The organism is Arthrobacter saudimassiliensis (genome assembly GCF_059090665.1).
Genome location: NZ_JBNHFX010000001.1, coordinates 315,152 through 333,645, shown reverse-complemented (window position 1 = coordinate 333,645; position 18,494 = coordinate 315,152). Strand labels below are relative to the sequence as shown.

The following is an 18,494-nucleotide window of genomic DNA, read 5'->3' as shown; positions in this document are numbered from 1 at the left end:
CCTAGTTGGCGTGCAGGTCGGCGTTGAGCTCGACGGTGCGCCCGTTGCGCGGCAGGGCCTGGACCGTGCCGGTGGAGGAGTCGCGGCGGAAGAGCAGGTTCGGCACGCCGGAGAGCTCCACGGCCTTCACGGTGCGCGGCTCGCCCTCCGGGTCCATAACCGTGACCCGGGTCCCGGCGGTCACATAGAGTCCGGCCTCGACCACGCAGTCGTCGCCGATGCTGATCCCGACGCCGGAGTTGGCGCCCAGGAGCACACGCTCGCCGATGCGGATCTTTTCCTTGCCGCCGCCGGAGAGGGTGCCCATGATGGAGGCGCCGCCGCCGACGTCGCTGCCGTCACCGACGACCACGCCGGCGGAGATGCGGCCTTCGACCATGGAGGTGCCCAGGGTGCCGGCGTTGAAGTTGACGAAGCCCTCGTGCATGACCGTGGTGCCCTCGGCGAGGTGGGCACCGAGCCGGACACGGTCGGCGTCGGCAATCCGCACACCGGTGGGCAGCACGTAATCGACCATGCGGGGGAACTTGTCCACGCCGTAGACGGTCACGGGGCCGCGGGAGCGCAGGTGCAGGCGGACGGCGTCGAAGCTCTCCGGCAGGCAGGGACCGTAGTTGGTCCACACGATGTTCGGCAGCTTGGCGAAGATGCCGTCGAGGTTCACGGTGTTGGGCTGGACGAGGCGGGCGGAGAGCAGGTGCAGGCGCAGGTAGGCGTCGGAGGTGTCGGCCGGGGCGGCGTCAAGGTCGATCTCGGTGTCGACCACGGTGCAGTGGACGCCGCGGATACCGTCTGCGAGGGACGCGGCGGCGGCCTCCAGCTCGTCGCGGAAGGCAGAGTCGACGTCGAGGGCGCCGAGCGCCGGGCGCGGGTACCAGGTGTCGAGCACGGTGCCGTCGGCCGCAACGGTGGCCAGGCCAAGCCCGGACGCGGTGCGGGAGGGGGAGGCGGTAGAGGTGCTAAAAGTCATGGGCTCCACTTTACCGAGCGGTACTGTGGGACGGTGCGCACATTACCTCCCGCCCTCGACCTGACCGCCGATCCGGCCCTGCTGACCGCTGCGCTGGTGGACATTGAAAGCGTTTCCGGCAACGAAAAAGCCGTGGCCGACGCCGTCGAGGCGGCGCTGCGCTCCCTGCCGCACCTGAGCGTGGTGCGCGACGGCGACTCGATCATTGCCCGCACGGAACTGGGGCGGGCCGAACGCGTCCTGCTGGCCGGACACCTCGACACGGTGCCGCTGCCCACGGTCCCCGGCTCGCGCGGCACGGTTCCCTCGCAGTGGGACGGCGACGTGCTCTACGGGCGGGGCACGGTGGATATGAAGGGCGGCGTCGCCGTGCAGCTGGCGCTCGCCGCTGAGCTGGCCGCACCCAGCCGCGACGTCACCTACGTCTTCTACGACCACGAGGAGGTCCAGGCCTCCCTGAGCGGACTGGGCCGGCTGGCCCGCCGCTGGCCCGAGCTGCTGGAGGCCGACTTCGCGATCCTGCTCGAACCGACGAACGGAACCGTCGAGGGCGGCTGCAACGGCACCATGCGTTTCCACGCCTCCACGACCGGCCGCGCGGCGCACTCCGCCCGCGCCTGGATGGGGGAGAACGCCATCCACGCCGCAGCGGAGATTTTGGTCCGGCTGCGCGACCACGAGCCGGCCACCGTCACCGTGGACGGCCTGGAGTACCGCGAGTCCCTGAACGCGGTGAAGATCATGGGCGGAACCGCCGGCAACGTCATCCCGGACTCGGCGACCGTGGAAATCAACTACCGGTTCGCCCCGGATAAGGACATCGCCGCCGCTGAAGCCTATGTGCGCAACCTGCTCGAGGGGTTCGACCTGGTCCGCACCGACGCCGCCTCCGGCGCCCGGCCGGGACTGCAGCACCCGGCCGCCGCCAGCTTTGTGGCTGCCGTTGGCGCCGAGCCGAAGCCCAAGTACGGATGGACCGACGTCGCCCGCTTCAGCGAAATGGGCATCCCGGCGGTGAACTTCGGGCCCGGCGACGCGCTGCTGGCGCACACCGACAACGAGCACGTGCACGCCGACGCCGTGCGGGCCTGCCACGCAGCGCTGCGCACCTGGCTGGGCTAGGCAGCCTCCAGACCGGAAGCGCCGGAAACCACGAAGAGGGAGGACAGGCTGTGCCTGTCCTCCCTCTTCGTGCATCCATTCCGGTCGGGTTACCGTGCCGGAGCCGGAACGCCTTCCGGATCCACGGCGGCGTCGGCGGCCAGGGCCTTGCCTGCGCGGGCGCCGAGGCGGCGGGAGAGCCGCTGGGCCGCGAAGGTGAGCAGCGCGTTGAGCAGGATGAAGATCGCCGCGGTGACCAGCAGTGCGGGCAGGATGTTGCCTTCACCCGAGGCCAGGCGGCGGGCGTAGGCCAGCAGATCGGTATAGCCGATGAAGGTGCCCAGCGCGGAGTCCTTCAGGATCACCACGAACTGGCTGAGCAGGGCCGGCAGCATGGCTACCAGCGCCTGCGGCACTTCAATGCTGCGCAGCGACTGGCCGCGGGTCATGCCGATGGCCAGGCCGGCCTCGCGCTGGCCCTTGGGCAGGCCGAAGACGCCCGAACGCACGAGCTCGGCGATCACCGAGCCGTTGTAGAGCGTAAGCGCCAGCACGACGGCGGTGAACGGCACGTTCTCCGGGTCCAGCGGGGTGGACTTGGAGAGGAACTGATAGAAGAAGATCATCATCAGCAGCACCGGAACGGCGCGGAAGAACTCGACCACGAGCCCGCAGATCCAGGCCACGGGCCGGAACGTGGACAGCCGGCCCAGACCGAAGAGCAGCCCGAACACGATGGACGTGACGATCGCCAGGGCGGCTGCCTTCAGCGTGTCCAGCAGGCCCGGCAGCATGAAGTACTGCCAGGTATGCCATTCAAGGAAAGGCGTCCACTTCGCGGCATCGAACTGCCCCTTGTCGGCCAGTCCGTTGACGGCCAGGCCAATGACGGCAAGCACGAGCAGGACGCCGAGGATGTTGCCGGCCATAATCCGCCGCCGGGCTTTCGGGCCCGGAGCATCGAACAGGACACGTGAGCTCATCGGGCCACCGCCAGCTTCTTCGAGGCCCACGTGGTGAGCAGGCCGATGGGAATCACGATGAGCACGAAACCGATCGCGAAGGTCAGGAAGATCTGCGTCATCAGGTCGGGCCGGAACTCGATCATGGTCTTCATCAGCCCGGAGGCCTCCGCCACCGACGCGGTCGCCGCGACCGTGGTGTTCTTGGCCAAGGCAATCAGGACGTTGCCCAGCGGGGCGATGGCACCGCGGAACGCCTGCGGCAGGATGATCAGGCGGGCGGCCGGCAGGAAGCCCAAGCCGATCGACCTGGCCGCCTCAGCCTGGCCCAGAGGCACGGTGTTGACGCCGCTGCGGATGGCCTCACAGACGAAGGCCGCGTGGTAGATGGACAGCGACAGAACCGCAAGACGGAAGAAGTTCGCATCGAAGTCGCTGGAGAGATTGACCTGAAGCTGCGACCAGAGCGCCAGCGTGCCGAAGACCATGATGATCGTCAGCGGGGTGTTGCGGAAAATGTTCACGTAGGCCGCGCCGAACCACTGCAGGCTCGCGATGGGCGAAATACGCATCAGCGCCAGGACGGTGCCCAGCAGCAGGGACCACAGGGCGGCCCAGAACGTCAGGCGGATGTTGACCCAGAAGGCCCCGACGACGTCGTAGTTCTCGAACAGCTCGAGGAAACCTTCCATATGTCACCTCTTCCATAGGGTGAATCGGAGTGCAGGGCAGGGCACACGGCCCTGCCCTGCACTGCCGCCGAAATGCCGGCGGCTTGTGGAGCGAAGCGGAAACCTACGCGCAGGCGTCCATGGTGGGCGGGTTCATCTCGGCGTTGAAGGTGTAGTCGGCACCCTCGGTGTTCTTCTTGATGGCCTCTTCCCAGGCGCCCTCCTCGATCATCTTCTCGATCGCGGCGTTGATGTCCTCGCACTTCACGATGCTGTCGGTTTTCTGGATACCGACGCCGTAGTTCTCCTCGGAGAAGGGGTTGCCCACGACCTTGAACTGGCCCTTGTTCGCGGCGGTGGATGCCAGGCCGGCGAGGATGATGTCATCCGTGGTCACGGCGTCGATCTGACCGCCCTGCATGGCGGTCACGCACTCGGCGTAGGACGGCTGCTCCACGAGGTTGGCTTCCGAGGCCAACGTGTCCTTGATCTTCTGGGCAGAGGTCGAACCGGTGACCGAGCACAGGGTCTTGCCGTTCAGGTCCTCGGGGCCCTTGATGTCGTCGTTGTCGGCGCGGACCAGGAGGTCCTGGCCGGCAACGAAGTACGGTCCGGCGAAGGCGACCTTCTCCTTACGGGAGTCGGTGATCGAGTAGGTCGCGAAGATCATGTCGACCTGGTCGTTCTCCAGCATGTTCTCGCGCTGTGCGGAGGGGGTCTCGATCCACTCGATGTCGCTGTAGCCCAGCTCATTGGCCACGTAGGTGGCGACGTCGACGTCGAAGCCGCTCTTGGAGCCGCCCTCGTCGAAGCCCAGGCCCGGCTGGTCGAACTTGATGCCGATCCGGATGCTCTCGCCTCCGGCGCCCTCGGAGCCCTCGGCATTGCTGCCGGAGTCGCCGCCGCAGGCGGAAAGGGTCAGGGCGGCTGCGGCAGCCATGGCGGCCGCGGCGTAACGGGTCTTGCGCATGTTGTCTCCTTGCTTTCGGCCGGCCCGTGCGGACCGGCCTTGCCTCAAGGGGTTGCCCCCCAATGTGTGAACCTGCAGCTCCGCCGGGACGGCGGCGGATCAGTGGGCGAGGATCTTGCCGAGGAAGTCCTTCGCCCGCTCGCTCTTCGGGTTCGTGAAGAACTCTTCGGGTGCGGCCTGCTCCACGATCTGCCCGTCGGCCATGAAGATGACCCGGTCGGCGGCCTTCCGGGCAAAGCCCATCTCGTGGGTGACGACGATCATCGTCATGCCCTCCTTGGCCAGCTCGACCATCGTGTCCAGGACCTCGTTGATCATTTCCGGGTCCAGGGCGCTGGTGGGCTCGTCGAACAGCATGACCTTCGGCTTCATGGCCAGGGCGCGGGCGATGGCGACGCGCTGCTGCTGGCCGCCGGACAGCTGGGCCGGCAGCTTTTCGGCCTGGTTGTCGACGCCCACCCGCTTCAGCAGGGCCATCGCCTGCTCCTTCGCCTCGGCCGGCTTGGCCTTCTTCACCTTGACCGGGCCGAGCGAGACGTTCTCGAGGATCGTCTTGTGCGCGAACAGGTTGAAGGACTGGAACACCATGCCGACGTCGGCGCGGAGCTTGGCCAGCGCGCGGCCCTCGGCCGGAAGTTCCTTGCCGTCGATGAGGATCTCGCCGTCGTCGATGGTCTCCAGGCGGTTGATCGCCCGGCACAGCGTGGACTTGCCGGACCCGGACGGACCGATGACGACGACGACTTCACCCCGGGCGACCTCGAGGTTGATGTCCCGCAGCACATGCAGGTCGCCGAAGTGCTTGTTGACGTTCTTCAGCGAGACAAGGGGCGCATTGGGCGCGGACGTGGGTGTGTCACTGCTCATACGAGCAATCTAGTGGACGCGGGTACAAGTGCGGCGCAAATCACTTTCGGGTCGGAAAATCGTGACGCAAGAGAAACCAAAGCGGGGCCGCGACGGACCGGGCGCCGGCGCCTCCGGCAGTGGGGCGGCCCACAGGCAGCCGTTAGCCTAGGGGCATGGCGATAAGTAACGAAGACCGGCCGACCCGTGACCAGGCGCGGCGGCGGGGACCGGTGGAACTGCGGCGCCGCGAGGCGCGCGCTCCGCAGTCCGACCGGTTCCTGCTCGACTCCCAGGACGGCGGAGGGTTCACCCATACCGACCCCTGGCGGGTCCTGCGGATCCAGAGTGAATTCGTTGAAGGCTTCGGCACCCTCTCCGAGCTGGGGCCCGCGGTCAGCGTCTTCGGTTCGGCCCGCACCCAGCCGGGATCCCGCTGGTACCGCATGGGCGAGGAGGTGGGGCGCCTGCTGGCCGAGGCCGGCCTGGCGGTCATCACCGGCGGCGGGCCGGGATCCATGGAGGCCGCCAACAAGGGCGCCGTCACCGGCGGCGGCACCTCGGTGGGGCTGGGCATCGAACTGCCGTTCGAGACCGGCCTGAATGAATGGGTGGACCTGGGCATCAACTTCCGTTACTTCTTCGTCCGGAAGACGATGTTCGTCAAGTACGCCCAGGGCTTCATCGTGCTGCCGGGCGGCTTCGGCACGCTGGACGAGCTGTTTGAAGCCATGACGCTGGTCCAGACCCAGAAGGTCACCAGCTTTCCGATCGTGCTGATGGGCAGTTCCTTCTGGGGTCCGCTGCTCGACTGGGTGCGCAACACCCTGGAGGCCGAGGGGATGGTGTCTGCCTCCGACCTGTCCCTGCTGCACCTGGTGGATGATCCCGCCGAAGCGGTGCGGATCATCCTCGAGGACAGCGCCGGGCACCAGTCGCCCTGACCTCCGGGTGCGCTTCAGGGGCGCCCGTGCCGATCTGGCACGATGGTCCGGTGACCTTCTTCCTGCTCTTTGCCGCAGTCATCGTTGCCGGCGCGGTTGCCGTGCTGGCCGCGGGCCCGCGCCGCGCAGGTGGGGAACCCGGGCCTGCGTCCCGGTCCCGGGCCCTCCGGCGGGACGCCGTGCCGGCGCTCGCCGAACCGGATCCGCGGCTGCCGGCCGTCCTGCTGCCCGAACATCCGCAGGCCGCCGACGTCGCCGACCTCCGGTTCTCCGTGGCATTCCGCGGCTACCGGATGGACCAGGTGGACGAAGTGCTCACCCGGCTGGCGGCAGCGCTCGCCGAGCGTGACGAGCTGATCACCCGGCTGGGCGGGAACCCCGGCACCCGCTTCGACAGGCATGGCACCGGCCGGCCCCTTCCCGGCGGGCAGGAGCAGGGATGAGCGACGCCGTTCCCGGCCCCGACGGGCTGCCGCGCTGTCCATGGGCGGCCGGCCCCGAGGACTACACCGCCTACCACGACACGGAATGGGGCCGGGAGGTGCACGGCGAGGCGGCGCTGTTCGAACGGCTGAGCCTTGAGGGTTTCCAGGCCGGACTGAGCTGGCTGACGATCCTGCGCAAGCGCGGGGCTTTCCGGGCGGCCTTCGCCGGATTCGATCCGGCCGCCGTCGCCGCTTTCACCGCCGCAGACGTCGAACGGCTGATGAACGACCCCGGGATCGTGCGCAACCGCGCCAAGATCGAAGCGGTGATCGGCAACGCGCGGGCCCTGCTGGCCCTGCCGGCGGGGGAGACCCTGGCCGGGCTGCTGCAGGCCCACCGCCCGCCTGCCCGGGCAGCCGCCCCGGCCCTGGCGGAGATTCCGGCCAGCACTCCCGAATCCACCGCCCTGGCGCGGGACCTGCGCCGGCGCGGCTTCCGGTTCGTCGGGCCCACGACCGCCTACGCGATGATGCAGGCCACCGGTTACGTCAACGACCACGTCGCCGGATGCTGGGTGCGCGATGCCGGCTGAGGCACCGACCCCGGTCCATCGGCTGCTGGGCGGCGGCGTCCGTGCCGCGTCGGCGGCGTTCCTCCGCCTGCCCTGGTACGTCCAGGTCCTGGCCCTGTGGGCCGGCGCGCGTGCCTTCTCCGCTGCGGTCTTCCTCGCCGTCGCGGCCCGGCAGGGCGAGAACCCGTGGTGGGGTCCCTCGCCCGGGTACCTGGAGTTCGTCGATATCTGGGACAGCGAGTGGTACCGGCGCATCCACGACGGCGGGTACCCCTCGGCGGTGCCGCGGGCTGCCGACGGCACCGCCATGGAGAACGAATGGGCCTTCTACGCCCTGTTCCCGCTCGTGGTGCGGCTGGTCACCTCCCTGGGGCTGGGGTGGTCCGCCGCCGGCGCGCTGGTGGCGACGGCCTGCGGTTTCGGAGCGGCGCTGCTGATCTACCGGCTCTTCCGGCTGCGGGCCGGCCACGGCGACGCGCTGTGGGGCACCGCTCTGGTGGCGGTGCTGCCCGTTTCGCCCATCCTCCAGGTGCCCTATGCGGAGTCCCTGAACCTGCTGCTGCTGGCCGCCGCCCTCTACCTGCTGGTCGGCGGACGGTACCTGGCGGCATTGCCGGTCGTGGCCCTGATGTGCCTGTCCCGCCCGGTCGGCGTGCCGTTCGCGGCGGCCGTCGGTATCTTCTTCGCGGTCCGGTGGCTGCGCCGCGGGCGTACGCCTTTTCCCTGGCCTCAGGCCTGGCGGCTGGGGCTGCTCGCCGTCTTCTCCTGCGCCGCGGCGCTGGCCTGGCCGTTGCTTGCCTGGCTGGGGACGGGAGACCTGCTGGCCTACACCGACACCGAGGCCGCCTGGCGGGGCGGGAACCTCGTCCCGTTCCGGCCCTGGCTGGACATGGCGGGGCTGCTCTTCGGCGGCGCCGGGCCGGCCGTGCTGGGGCTGCTGGTGGTGCTCGGTGCGCTGGCGTTCACCAGCGCACCGGTCCGCCGGCTGGGCCCGGAGCTCGCCCTGTTCTGCGCCTGCTACGCCCTCTACCTGTTCGTGTTCCTGAACCCGCAGACCAGCACCTTCCGGCTGCTGCTGCCGCTCTTTCCGCTGGCGCTGGCAGCGGTCACGCTCAGTTCCTCCCGGGCCTACCGCTGGAGCCTGGTCGGGGCCTGCCTCGCCCTGCAGGTGGTGTGGGTGACCTGGCTGTGGCGCTTCACCGCGCTCCCCGGAGGCGGCGACTATCCGCCCTGATCCGGGACCGAAAGGGCGGTACGGCAGGCCGGTGAACTGTGGCCTGCGACACACCAGATTTCGCCCGGCACGGTGATGTACGGAATAATGGAGACAATCGCCGTGCTCAGAGCGCGGCGGCAGAAGATAACGGGTGACTCGGGGGAGCACCTTGAAAGGGGAACTTCGAACATGGCCGCGATGAAACCGCGTACGGGTGACGGACCGATGGAGGTCACCAAAGAAGGGCGCAGCCTGATCCTGCGCGTGCCCATCGACGGCGGCGGACGGCTGGTGGTCGAGCTGAACGCCGAGGAGGCCGGCAAGCTGAAGGAATGCCTGCTGGGGGTTACCGGTTAGGCAGGCCCGGAACATGCAGCGCAGGACGAAGGGAACCCCGGCCCGGGGCGCGGGAGGATCAGCGCGCCGGGCCGGCGAAGCCGCATTGGCCGAAGTGACGGTGCTGCCCAGCCTGCACCCGTCCCGCCGCGGCCCGATGAGCGGCAGCGGCCTGGAGCCGCTCCCTGCCGAGGACGTGGATGTCCTCGCGGTCGCCGTCGCCCCCTCACCGGATCCGGAGCATGAGGAGGACGGCGACGGCGCCGCTGCGCGCCCCGTGCCCGAACCCCGCCTGGGCGCCGTGGAGGCGGCGGTGCGCTACGGCGCCGACGCCGCTGCCCGCGCCCTCGCCGCGGGCATGTCGGGCCGGGCCGGAGAGCTGCTGGTGATTGAGCCGCCCCGGGGCAGAGAGGACCTGCCCGCCCGCCTGTTCCTGGTCGGGGCGGGGGACGAAAGCCCCGCGGCCCTGCGCCGCGCCGGAGCTGCGCTGGCCCGCGCCACGCTCGGCGCCCGCCGGATCCGCACCACCGTGGTCGACGGACTGGAGCCGGACCGGCAGCGGGCGTTCCTGGAGGGCTTCCAGCTCGGCGGCTACCGGGTTCCCTCGGCCGCTGCGGCGGCCGGCCCGGAGATCGCTGAACGGCTCGAGGTCACCGGACTGGACCCGGACGCCGCGACGCGCGCGCACGCCACGGCGCGGGCCGTGTGGCTGGCCCGCGACCTGACGAACACCCCGCCGAATACCGCCACGCCGGCATGGCTGGCCGAACAGGCGGAAGCCGTGGGCCGGGCAGCCGGCCTGGAGACCGAGGTCCTGGGCCCCGAGGAGCTGGCCGAACGTGGCTTCGGCGGCCTGCTGGCCGTGGGCTCGGGCTCCGTCCATCCGCCCCGGCTCGCGCGCCTGAGCTACCGCCCGCAGCACGCCGACGGCACCGAACCGCCCCACCTGGTGCTGGTCGGCAAGGGCATCAGCTTTGATTCCGGCGGCCTCTCGCTGAAGCCCCGCGACTCCATGATGAGCATGAAGACCGACATGGCCGGCGCCGCCGTCGCGCTGGCGGTGGTGCAGGCCGCCGCCGCCCTGAGGCTCCCGGTCCGGATCACCTCGGTGCTCGCACTGGCCGAGAACCTGCCCGGCGCCGACGCGTACCGGCCCGGCGACGTCGTCCGCACCTTCGACGGGACCACGGTCGAAATCGGGAACACCGACGCCGAGGGACGGATCGTCCTCGCCGATGCGCTGGCCTGGGCCGCGCAGGAACTGGAACCGGACCTGCTGGTGGACATCGCCACGCTGACCGGGGCCGCGCAGCTGGGCCTGGGGAACCGGTACGGCGCGCTGTTCGGCAGCGAAAGCCATGTGCTTGACGCCCTCGTGGAAGCCGGGGAACGCTCCGGTGAACCGCTGTGGCCGCTGCCGCTGGTGCCCGAATACGCGGCAGTGCTCGACTCCGCCGTGGCCGACACCGGCCACGTCGCCCCGCCCGGAGCGAAGGTCGGCGGAGGCGCGATCATCGCCGCGCTGTTCCTGCAGAAGTTCACCGGCGGGGCGCCGTGGGCCCATCTGGACATCGCCGGCCCGGCGCGGGCCGGCGCGGACCACGCCGAGAACCCCAAGGGGGCCACGGGCTTCGGCACCCGGGTGCTGCTGTCGTACCTCGAGACCCTTAGCGGTGGACTGCTGCAGGGCCAGGGGCAGGGGAGCGGGGCGGACTGAGTCAGGCGGTCTTGACCGCAAGCAGCAGCCCGTCACCGGTGGGCAGCAGCGCGGTGACCAGCCGGTCGTCCTCACGCACGGCCCGCCCCACCTGGCGCATCACAGTGGTCGAGGCCTCCCGCACCGCGGGCTCGGCGACCCGGCCGTGGTCCAGCGCGTCATTGACCACGAGCAGGCCGCCGCGCTTGAGCAGCCGCACGCCCTGGTCCACGTAACGCGGGAAGTTCGGCTTGTCGGCGTCGATGAACACCATGTCGTACGCGCCGTCGGTCAGCCTGGGCAGCACGTCCGCCGCGCGCCCGGAGATGGTCCGGGTCCGGTTGCCCGGAACGCCGGCCTCGGCATAGGCCTCCCGTGCCGCCCGCAGGTGGTCGACGTCGACGTCGATCGTGGTCAGCACCGAGTGGGGGCCCAGCCCGCGAAGCAGGCACACTCCGGACACCCCGGCCCCCGTGCCGACCTCCACCACGGTCTGCGCCTTGGAGGCTGCGGCCAGGACGGTCAGCGCCGCACCCGTGCCGGTGGTCACCGGCGCTACGCCGAACTCGTGGGAACGTTCCCGGGCGCGCAGCAGGACCTCATCCTCGACAGGCAGGGCCTCCGTGTAGGACCAGCTGGTCTGCTTATCGGCGCGCATCATCTTCACTTTCAGGCCGTTCGGGAGGATCGGGGACGGTACAAAGTACAGCTCCAAGCTTACGGTGCGCGGACGCTCCCGGCCGCGCCGACGCACGAGGCCCCCGGAAGTCCTTGCCTTGAAAGGTCGGGCATGCTAACAGGCAACTCCCAGATTGTTGGGCCACCATGGACGGAGGAATTCTGACGTAAGAGCATCCGGGTTCGAGGGAGGACGATTGTGACTGTCACGCCTTCAGCGGGAGCCGTGCCGGGCACGGACCCGGACTGGGTGCGCCCTACCTGGGAGGAAGTCGTCCAGAGGCACAGCTCCAAGGTCTACCGGCTTGCCTACCGCCTCACCGGGAACCGCCAGGACGCGGAGGACCTGACCCAGGAGGTCTTCGTGCGGGTGTTCCGCTCGCTGGACCGGTTCCAGCCCGGGACCCTCGACGGCTGGCTGCACCGCATCACCACCAACCTCTTCCTGGACCAGGCCCGGCGCCGCAGCCGGATCCGCTTCGACGGCATGAGCGAAGATGCCGAAGCGCGGCTGCCCAGCCAGGGCCCCGGCCCGGAGCGCAGCTTCGAATTCAACAATCTCGACGTCGACATCCAGCGTGCGCTGGAGGAACTGCCCCCGGACTTCCGCGCCGCCGTCGTGCTCTGCGACCTTGAAGGCCTGTCCTATGACGAGGTGGCCCGCGCCCTCGGCGTGAAGCTGGGCACCGTCCGTTCACGCATCCACCGCGGCCGGAGCATGCTCAAGGACAAGCTGGCACACCGGGACCCGCAGCGGCGCTCCGCGGGGACCCGGCTGGCCCTGCCCCGGATCGCGGGAGCGAACTGACCCCATGCGCCATCCCACGCGAGACCTTCGCGCGTTCGTGGACGACGGGCTTCCGGACGGACGCCGGCGAGCCGTCTCCCGGCACTTGGAGCAGTGCCCGTCCTGCCGCGCCGAGGTCGCCGAGGAACGACGGCTGCGCAGCAGGCTGCGTGCCCTGAAGGTCCCGTCCCCGGCCGCGGGATTGTCGGAAGGACTTCCCCTCGCCGCCCCCGAGGCCCAGCCCCGCCAGGCTGCGGTCTCCGCGCGCGGAGCCCTCGTCGTCGCAGCGGGCCTGGGGCTCGCCGGAGCGGCGGTGATCGGCGGGGCCTACGCGGTGGGCAACAACGTGGGCGACGTCGCCGAAGGCCAGCGGGCCGGACTGACGGCAGGCTGGGCGCAGGCCAGCACCCAGGACGAACTGGGCCCGGAGGGGCTGCAGGCGCTGCGGGCCAGCGGCTGGACCTGCCCGGAGCTGGAGGGACTGGACCTGGAACTCGTTTCCGCGAAGGCTGTGGAGGTGGCCGGCCAGCCCGCCGTCGAACTGGAGCTGGAGGGCTGGGGCGAACGGATCACGGTCTATGAGCAGCGGCCCGGGGCCCGCGGAGCAGGCGACGAAGCCGCCGTCAACGCGGTCAGCGGACGTGCCGTGGGAGAGGACGGGTTCGTGCCTGATCCCGATTCGGTCGGGGCCCAGGTGTGGGAGCATCCCGAGCAGCCGGGGCTGGTGGTCCTGGCCTCATCCAACGTCACCTACACCCTGAAATCGTCCCTCCCGGTCCGCAGCCTGCCCGAGGCCGTGCAGGAACTGTCCCTCACCGAATCGGCACGGCTGGTCCCGGCGAGCGGGGCGGAACAGGACGCCCTGGTCCGGATCCTGCGGGGGCTGCGCCTGTTCAGCGAACCGGGCGCTCCGTGAGTGCCGGCGCCGCACCGGCGGGCAACTGGCAGCGCCGCGGAAGAAAGCGATAACCTGCAACAGTGTTAGGAATCAACCCCGGGGAGTTCCTCATCCTTGCCGTGCTGGCGGTGGCGATCCTCGGCCCCGAACGCCTGCCGGAGTACGCCTCCCAGCTGGCGCGCCTGGTGCGTGAACTGCGCCGGATGGCCACAGGCGCGCGCGAGCAGCTGCGCGAACAGGTCGGCCCGGAGATCGACGAGGTCGACTGGCGCAAGCTCGACCCGCGGCAGTACGATCCCCGACGCATCATCAAGGAAGCCCTGCTGGACGATGTCGAAGACGCCATCCGGCCGGCTGCGTCTCCGCTGCGCCCGGCCACCCGGACCGCCGTTGCCGGTGCTGCCGCCGCGCCGGCCGCCGCAGCGACGGCGTCGGCGGCCATGGCGCCGGTGCGGCGCATCGAGCGCCTGGAACCCGGCACACCGGCCCCGTTCGACACCGAGGCCACCTGATTTTCCGTTCGGCCCCGCCCGAGACCTGCCGAAGCCGACAGGTCGTGGACGACATAGCCGCCGATCACGCAAAGGAGCGGTCCTCCACCGAGATGGAGGACCGCTCCTTTGCCTTTTCAGGCTGCGGGACCCGTGGGCTACTGCTCCTGGCCCGGCAGGCCCTCATATGCGACGTTGCCGCTGTCCAGGTTTTCATCGACCAGTTCCGGCAGGCGCTCGAGGAAGGCCTCGCGGTCGGTCACCACGTTCTTGAGTGCGTCGCCGACGTTCTCGGAGGTGATGGCAGGCATGATGTACGTCTGGTCCGGGTCAACGTCCTCGCCCCGGGCGAGCCGGGCGGCGACGGCCAGGCCGGCGGCCATCTGCACGGTCCCGTGCTGCAGGGAGGTGCCGATAAAGTCACCGTTTTCGACGGCGCGCAGGCCGTCTTCGATGCCATCGATGCCGACGATCGGCACGTCGGTGATGCCGGCTTCCTTCAGCGCCTGCAGGGCGCCGAGGCCCATGTCGTCGTTCTGGGAGATGACGCCGTCGATCTCGCTGCCGAAGGCGGAGATCCAGTTCTTCATCTTGTTCACCGCTTCATCGCGCTTCCAGTTGGCGGTGTCCTTGGCCAGGACGGTGATGCCCGGGTTCTCGGCGAGGACCTGGTCGATCCCGGCGCCGCGGTCGATCTCGCCGGAGCCGCCGAGCGGACCCTGCAGGATGACGACGTTGCCTTCGCCGCCGAGCGCGTCGACCATCATCTGCGCCTCCTGGGCGCCGGCCGCGACGTCGTCGGGCTGGACGCTGCCGTCCAGGGCCTCGTTCTTCAGCGAGGCGTTGACGTCCACGAACGGAATGCCGGCGGCCTGGGCGGCGGCGACCTGCGGTTCCAGCGATCCGGCCTGGACCGGGTTCACCAGGATGGCGTCCACGCCCTGGTTGATGAACTGGTCGACCTGGTTGGCCTGCGTGTTCACGTCCAGCGAGGCGGAGTTCCACAGCACCTCGATGTTGTTGGCTTCGGCGTAGGCGTCAATGCCTTCCTTGCCCTGGGTGACGAACGAGGACATGTCGTAGACGCTGACGCCGATGGTGATGGTGTCGCCGTCGCCGGTCGCCGCGGGGTCGCCGGCGCCGCAGCCGCTGAGGGCCAGGGCGCCGACGGCGGCCATGGCGGCGGCGGAAAGGAACCGGGAGCTGATTCGAGTCATCTTTGATTCTCCTTAATGGGGGGTTTGGTGGTGCGACGCGGCCGGGCGCGGCTATTTTTCCCGCCGCTTGTTGGCCCAGACATCGACCGCCACCGCGGCGACGATCAGCACGCCCTTGATGACGTCCTGCCAGTAGGCGGGGACGATCAGCAGGTCGAGGCCGTTGTTGAGGGTCTGGATGAGCAGCAGGCCGAGCGCGGTTCCCCAGACGGTGCCGCGTCCGCCGAGGAGGCTGGCCCCGCCGATCACGACGGCGGCGATCGCGTCGAGTTCGTAGCCGGCACCGAGGTTGGGGGCTCCGGAGATGACGCGGGAGGCCAGCATCAGGCCGGAGATGCCGGCGAGGACACCGCTGATGGTGTAGACGCTGAACAGGGTTCGGCGGGTCTTGATGCCGGCGATTTCCGCCGCCAGCCGGTTGCCGCCGACCGCGTAGACGCGCATGCCGTAGGCGGTGCGCTTCATGAGGACGGCGAAGCCGATGATGCAGATGATCATCAGCAGCACCGGAATCTTCAGGCCGAGGACCTCGGTGTTCGCAAAGGAGCCGAATCCGGCGGGCAGGCCGTTGATGGGCGCACCGTCGCCGATGACGTAGGCAGCGCCGGAGGCGAGGGTCAGCATGCCCAGGGTGGCGATGAAGGGCGGGACGTTGATCCAGCTGACCACGATGCCGTTGATGGCTCCGGCCACGAAGCCGACGAGCACGGCGACCACCAGGGCCAGCCAGAGCTGGTCCGGGTAGTTCTTCGCGGTGAGGGCGGAGGCCATGGCGCTGGCGGCGATGACCGAACCCACGGAGAGGTCGATGCCGCCGGTGAGGATCACCAGGGTCTGGCCCAGGGCGATGAGCGCGAAGGGCGCGGCGGCAATGAGGATGGTGACCATATTGTCCGTGGTGCCGAAGCGGGCGCTGCGGTAGAGGAAGAAGGCGATGACGAACAGCATCACCACCACCATCGCGTTGCGGATCAGCAGGTTCTGCACCCAGGGCCAGCTCAGGCCGGCGCGGGGGGAGGCTTCGGCCGTCGCCGCCGGGGCCGTCCGGGTTGAATTAGGAGTGGGCATTGCTCTGTTCCTTCACGGAGGTGGTTTCTTGGCCGGATGCATGTCGGAAGATCCGGTCCTGTACGGAGGGGTCCATCAGCTCGGCGCGTGAGAGTTCGGCGGCGACCGTGCCTTCGCGCATGACCAGCGCACGGTGGGACAGGGAGAGGATTTCCGGCATGTCGCTCGATGCCATGATCACGGCCATGCCCTGCCCGGCCAGTTCGACGATGATTCGGTAGATCTCGTTGCGGGCGCCGACGTCGACGCCGCGGGTGGGCTCATCGAGCAGCAGCACGTCGACGGGACCGGTCAGCCAGCGGCCAAGGACGACCTTCTGCTGGTTGCCGCCGGAAAGGGTCTCCATGGACTGGTTCAGGTTCCGGCTGCGCAGCCGCAGGGAGGCCATGACTTTCTCCACGGCCGCGGTGCGTCCGCCGCTGACCCAGCCGCCGGAGCTGAAGGCGCGCAGGCGGGGGAGGGTGGCGTTGTCCAGGATGCTCATGGACAGCACGCCGCCGGCGCCCTTGCGGTCCTCCGGCACCAGCGCCATGCCGCCTGCAATGGCCGCAGCGGGTTCGTTGCGTCGGACCCGGCGTCCGTTCAAGAGGATGTCCCCGCCGTTGGTCCGGCGCATACCGAAGATGCCTTCCAGCAGTTCGGTGCGTCCGGCGCCGACCAGCCCGGCCAGGCCCAGGATTTCCCCCCGGTGCACGGTCAGGCTCAGCGGCGGCCGGTCCTGGACCACCAGGTCGCGGAGCTCAAGCACGGGGGCGGTGCCGGCGTCGGGCAGGTCGGGGAACAGGTCCTCGAGCTCACGCCCGATCATGGCGTGCACGATGCCGTCGTCGGTAATGTCCGAAATGTGCCGGTCCTCGACCAGGGATCCGTCGCGCAGGACGATGACCCGGTCCGCCATGGCCCGGATCTCCTCCATCTTGTGGGTGGTGAAGAGGATCGCCACGCCCTGCCCGCGCAGGGACCGCACGACGTCCGCGAGCCGGGCGACCTCGCGCTCGGCGATCGCGCTGGTCGGCTCGTCCAGCAGCAGGACCCGGGCGCCGCGGCTGGTGGCCTTGATGATCTCGATGATCTGCCTGATGCCGACCGGCAGCAGGCCCATGCGGGTGGACGGATCGATATCCAGGCCGAAGCCCTGCAGCCGTGCCCTGGCCTCGGCGGCCATCGCCCGGCGGTTGAGCAGGCCGAACGGGTGGCGCAGCTCCCGGCCCAGGAACAGGTTCTCGTAGACCGTCATCTCCGGAATGGAGGCGAGTTCCTGGGGCACGATCGCCACGCCGTGACGATGTGCCGCGGCGGTGTTGCCGGCGGGCAGCTCCTCGCCGTCGACACTGACCGTCCCCCGGTCGGGGCGGTACTGGCCGGCGGCGATCTTCATCAGGGTGGACTTGCCGGCACCGTTTTCGCCGGCCAGCGCGGTGACGGTTCCCGGTTCGAGGACCAGGCTGATGTCGCGCAGCACCGGCACCCCGCCGAAGGCCTTGCTGATGCCGGAGCAGGCCAGGACGCCGGAGCCCGCCGGTGTGGTGGTTTCGAACTGTCCCATGTCAGGACCCCGGCGTCACGATGGTCTTGAGGCTGGTGGAGCGGGTGGACGCGGTCAGCGCCTCCTCCACGTCCGCCAGGCCGTAGCGGCCGGTAACCAGCGAATCCAGGTCCACCCGGCCGGTGCGGACCAGCTCGATCGCGGTGGGCCAGGTGTTGGCATAGCGGAAGACCCCGGTGAGGGTGATCTCGTTGTTCTGGATCACCGGGATGGGCAGGGCGATCTCGTCGGCGCCCATGCCGACCAGCACCACGGTGCCGCCGGGACGCACCGAGCGCAGTCCGGAGAGCACGGCCGGGGTGGCGCCGGAAGCGTCGATGAAGCAGTCGACGCCGAGGTCCAGGGCGGCCGGGTCCTCCCGGATCGGGTTGACCGTGCGGGTGGTGCCGAAGCGGACGGACTGCTCCAGCCGCGCGTCGTCGACGTCGGAGACGATGATCTCGGTGGCGCCGAAGGCCCGGGCCACCTGGGCGGCGATGATGCCGATGGGGCCCGCGCCCGCGATCAGGACCCTGGACCCGGCGGTGATGCCGCCCTTCTGCGCGGCGGCGATGCCGACCGAGAGCGGCTCCATCAGGGCCGCGGCGTCGTCGCTGACCTCATCGGGCACGGCGAAGGCGAAGTGCGACTGGATCTTCACGTACTCGGCGAAGGCGCCGTCGACCGGCGGGGTCGCATAGAAGCGCATGTGCGGATCCAGGTTGTACCGGCCCGAAAGGCTCTCGGCGGAGGTGGGGTCCGGGTGCTGCGGCTCGATCGAGACCCGCTGGCCCACGCGGTCCGGGCTCACCCGGTCACCGACGGCGACGATGGTGCCGCCGGCCTCGTGGCCGAGGATCAGGGGCTGCTCCACGACGAAGTCGCCGATCCGCCCCTCCGCAAAGTAGTGCACGTCCGAACCGCAGACGCCCACGGAGGCGACCTTGATCAGTACCTCATCGGGCTCGAGCTCCGGAACGGGCCGTTCCTCGATCGCCAGCTTGCGCTTCTCCAGCAGGACGCTGGCCCGCATCACGGCGGGTAATCCTGTCGTCATTGTCATCGACTCCCTCGCTGGCCCGCGGCGGCGGCACCTCTGTGTGCGCGCCGTGCCGTCGGGC

At 69.9% G+C, this 18,494-nt stretch carries 20 protein-coding genes; 10 read left to right on the top strand and 10 right to left on the bottom strand.

What is annotated here, in order from left to right:
- Window position 1: 1 nt before the first annotated feature.
- A complete protein-coding gene (gene dapD, locus AC5RV6_RS01475; protein WP_494005515.1) occupies window positions 2-970 on the bottom strand; it encodes a 2,3,4,5-tetrahydropyridine-2,6-dicarboxylate N-succinyltransferase in 969 nt (322 codons plus the stop codon).
- 33 nt (window positions 971-1,003) lie between these two features.
- On the opposite strand from dapD, the gene dapE reads away from it, so the two are divergent.
- Window positions 1,004-2,092: a succinyl-diaminopimelate desuccinylase gene (gene dapE, locus AC5RV6_RS01470; RefSeq protein ID WP_494005514.1), complete on the top strand. Its 1,089-nt coding sequence runs from the start codon at window positions 1,004-1,006 to the stop codon at window positions 2,090-2,092.
- Window positions 2,093-2,181: 89 nt separating this feature from the next.
- Here dapE and AC5RV6_RS01465 read toward each other — a convergent pair whose 3' ends face one another.
- From AC5RV6_RS01465 to AC5RV6_RS01450, 4 genes are all read right to left on the bottom strand, one after another.
- The gene (locus AC5RV6_RS01465) at window positions 2,182-3,054 is read right to left on the bottom strand and encodes an amino acid ABC transporter permease (RefSeq protein ID WP_494005513.1); all 873 of its coding nucleotides are present in this window, start codon (window positions 3,052-3,054) and stop codon (window positions 2,182-2,184) included.
- Window positions 3,051-3,725 (bottom strand): amino acid ABC transporter permease, encoded by a 675-nt coding sequence (locus AC5RV6_RS01460; RefSeq protein WP_494005512.1) that lies wholly within the window; start codon window positions 3,723-3,725, stop codon window positions 3,051-3,053. Before AC5RV6_RS01460 ends, AC5RV6_RS01465 begins: the two co-directional genes overlap by 4 nt.
- A 103-nt stretch (window positions 3,726-3,828) precedes the next feature.
- Entirely contained in the window at window positions 3,829-4,674 is an 846-nt protein-coding gene (locus tag AC5RV6_RS01455; protein WP_494005511.1) for a glutamate ABC transporter substrate-binding protein, read from the bottom strand.
- A gap of 99 nt (window positions 4,675-4,773) precedes the next feature.
- Window positions 4,774-5,541, bottom strand: coding sequence for an amino acid ABC transporter ATP-binding protein (locus AC5RV6_RS01450; protein WP_494005510.1), 768 nt, complete (start codon window positions 5,539-5,541; stop codon window positions 4,774-4,776).
- Window positions 5,542-5,696: 155 nt separating this feature from the next.
- Here AC5RV6_RS01450 and AC5RV6_RS01445 point away from each other — a divergent pair, with 155 nt between their 5' ends.
- The 6 genes from AC5RV6_RS01445 to AC5RV6_RS01420 all read left to right on the top strand — a co-directional run bounded on the left by AC5RV6_RS01445 (window position 5,697) and on the right by AC5RV6_RS01420 (window position 10,730).
- On the top strand, window positions 5,697-6,464 hold the full coding sequence (locus AC5RV6_RS01445; protein WP_494005509.1) for an LOG family protein: 768 nt from the start codon (window positions 5,697-5,699) through the stop codon (window positions 6,462-6,464).
- Window positions 6,465-6,490: 26 nt separating this feature from the next.
- Window positions 6,491-6,907, top strand: a complete 417-nt coding sequence (locus AC5RV6_RS01440) for a DivIVA domain-containing protein (protein WP_494005508.1) — start codon at window positions 6,491-6,493, stop codon at window positions 6,905-6,907.
- A complete protein-coding gene (locus AC5RV6_RS01435; RefSeq protein ID WP_494005507.1) occupies window positions 6,904-7,482 on the top strand; it encodes a DNA-3-methyladenine glycosylase I in 579 nt (192 codons plus the stop codon). Before AC5RV6_RS01440 ends, AC5RV6_RS01435 begins: the two co-directional genes overlap by 4 nt.
- Window positions 7,472-8,695: a hypothetical protein gene (locus AC5RV6_RS01430; protein ID WP_494005506.1), complete on the top strand. Its 1,224-nt coding sequence runs from the start codon at window positions 7,472-7,474 to the stop codon at window positions 8,693-8,695. Before AC5RV6_RS01435 ends, AC5RV6_RS01430 begins: the two co-directional genes overlap by 11 nt.
- Before the next feature lie 171 nt (window positions 8,696-8,866).
- Window positions 8,867-9,034 (top strand): DUF3117 domain-containing protein, encoded by a 168-nt coding sequence (locus AC5RV6_RS01425; RefSeq protein WP_083521353.1) that lies wholly within the window; start codon window positions 8,867-8,869, stop codon window positions 9,032-9,034.
- A gap of 13 nt (window positions 9,035-9,047) precedes the next feature.
- A complete protein-coding gene (locus AC5RV6_RS01420) occupies window positions 9,048-10,730 on the top strand; it encodes a leucyl aminopeptidase family protein (protein WP_494005505.1) in 1,683 nt (560 codons plus the stop codon).
- A 1-nt stretch (window position 10,731) separates the two neighbouring features.
- Here the strand turns inward: AC5RV6_RS01420 and AC5RV6_RS01415 are convergent, their stop codons facing one another.
- Window positions 10,732-11,367, bottom strand: a complete 636-nt coding sequence (locus AC5RV6_RS01415; RefSeq protein WP_494005504.1) for an O-methyltransferase — start codon at window positions 11,365-11,367, stop codon at window positions 10,732-10,734.
- 219 nt (window positions 11,368-11,586) lie between these two features.
- On the opposite strand from AC5RV6_RS01415, the gene sigE reads away from it, so the two are divergent.
- From sigE to AC5RV6_RS01400, 3 genes are all read left to right on the top strand, one after another.
- Entirely contained in the window at window positions 11,587-12,195 is a 609-nt protein-coding gene (sigE, locus tag AC5RV6_RS01410; protein WP_494005503.1) for an RNA polymerase sigma factor SigE, read from the top strand.
- 4 nt (window positions 12,196-12,199) lie between these two features.
- Complete coding sequence (locus AC5RV6_RS01405) at window positions 12,200-13,090, top strand: anti-sigma factor family protein (protein ID WP_494005502.1); 891 nt, start codon at window positions 12,200-12,202, stop codon at window positions 13,088-13,090.
- Window positions 13,091-13,152: 62 nt separating this feature from the next.
- Window positions 13,153-13,584 (top strand): twin-arginine translocase TatA/TatE family subunit, encoded by a 432-nt coding sequence (locus tag AC5RV6_RS01400; RefSeq protein ID WP_494005501.1) that lies wholly within the window; start codon window positions 13,153-13,155, stop codon window positions 13,582-13,584.
- Window positions 13,585-13,721: 137 nt separating this feature from the next.
- Here AC5RV6_RS01400 and AC5RV6_RS01395 read toward each other — a convergent pair whose 3' ends face one another.
- From AC5RV6_RS01395 to AC5RV6_RS01380, 4 genes are read right to left on the bottom strand one after another with little or no spacing between them, the layout of a single operon-like run.
- Entirely contained in the window at window positions 13,722-14,780 is a 1,059-nt protein-coding gene (locus AC5RV6_RS01395; RefSeq protein WP_494005500.1) for a substrate-binding domain-containing protein, read from the bottom strand.
- 51 nt (window positions 14,781-14,831) lie between these two features.
- Window positions 14,832-15,848: an ABC transporter permease gene (locus tag AC5RV6_RS01390; protein ID WP_494005499.1), complete on the bottom strand. Its 1,017-nt coding sequence runs from the start codon at window positions 15,846-15,848 to the stop codon at window positions 14,832-14,834.
- Entirely contained in the window at window positions 15,835-17,394 is a 1,560-nt protein-coding gene (locus AC5RV6_RS01385) for a sugar ABC transporter ATP-binding protein (protein ID WP_494005498.1), read from the bottom strand. The genes AC5RV6_RS01390 and AC5RV6_RS01385 overlap by 14 nt, the downstream gene beginning before the upstream one ends.
- Window position 17,395: 1 nt before the next feature.
- Window positions 17,396-18,430, bottom strand: a complete 1,035-nt coding sequence (locus AC5RV6_RS01380; protein ID WP_494005497.1) for an NAD(P)-dependent alcohol dehydrogenase — start codon at window positions 18,428-18,430, stop codon at window positions 17,396-17,398.
- Window positions 18,431-18,494 lie beyond the last annotated feature (64 nt).

Bases quoted from the DNA above. Each gene is read 5' to 3' on its own strand.
- dapD (WP_494005515.1), bottom strand. From the start codon at position 970: ATGACTTTTAGCACCTCTACCGCCTCCCCCTCCCGCACCGCGTCCGGG.
- AC5RV6_RS01465 (WP_494005513.1), bottom strand. From the start codon at position 3,054: ATGAGCTCACGTGTCCTGTTCGATGCTCCGGGCCCGAAAGCCCGGCGG.
- AC5RV6_RS01460 (WP_494005512.1), bottom strand. From the start codon at position 3,725: ATGGAAGGTTTCCTCGAGCTGTTCGAGAACTACGACGTCGTCGGGGCC.
- AC5RV6_RS01455 (WP_494005511.1), bottom strand. From the start codon at position 4,674: ATGCGCAAGACCCGTTACGCCGCGGCCGCCATGGCTGCCGCAGCCGCC.
- AC5RV6_RS01450 (WP_494005510.1), bottom strand. From the start codon at position 5,541: ATGAGCAGTGACACACCCACGTCCGCGCCCAATGCGCCCCTTGTCTCG.
- AC5RV6_RS01445 (WP_494005509.1), top strand. From the start codon at position 5,697: ATGGCGATAAGTAACGAAGACCGGCCGACCCGTGACCAGGCGCGGCGG.
- AC5RV6_RS01435 (WP_494005507.1), top strand. From the start codon at position 6,904: ATGAGCGACGCCGTTCCCGGCCCCGACGGGCTGCCGCGCTGTCCATGG.
- AC5RV6_RS01430 (WP_494005506.1), top strand. From the start codon at position 7,472: ATGCCGGCTGAGGCACCGACCCCGGTCCATCGGCTGCTGGGCGGCGGC.
- AC5RV6_RS01425 (WP_083521353.1), top strand. From the start codon at position 8,867: ATGGCCGCGATGAAACCGCGTACGGGTGACGGACCGATGGAGGTCACC.
- AC5RV6_RS01420 (WP_494005505.1), top strand. From the start codon at position 9,048: ATGCAGCGCAGGACGAAGGGAACCCCGGCCCGGGGCGCGGGAGGATCA.
- AC5RV6_RS01415 (WP_494005504.1), bottom strand. From the start codon at position 11,367: ATGCGCGCCGATAAGCAGACCAGCTGGTCCTACACGGAGGCCCTGCCT.
- AC5RV6_RS01405 (WP_494005502.1), top strand. From the start codon at position 12,200: ATGCGCCATCCCACGCGAGACCTTCGCGCGTTCGTGGACGACGGGCTT.
- AC5RV6_RS01395 (WP_494005500.1), bottom strand. From the start codon at position 14,780: ATGACTCGAATCAGCTCCCGGTTCCTTTCCGCCGCCGCCATGGCCGCC.
- AC5RV6_RS01390 (WP_494005499.1), bottom strand. From the start codon at position 15,848: ATGCCCACTCCTAATTCAACCCGGACGGCCCCGGCGGCGACGGCCGAA.
- AC5RV6_RS01385 (WP_494005498.1), bottom strand. From the start codon at position 17,394: ATGGGACAGTTCGAAACCACCACACCGGCGGGCTCCGGCGTCCTGGCC.
- AC5RV6_RS01380 (WP_494005497.1), bottom strand. From the start codon at position 18,430: ATGACGACAGGATTACCCGCCGTGATGCGGGCCAGCGTCCTGCTGGAG.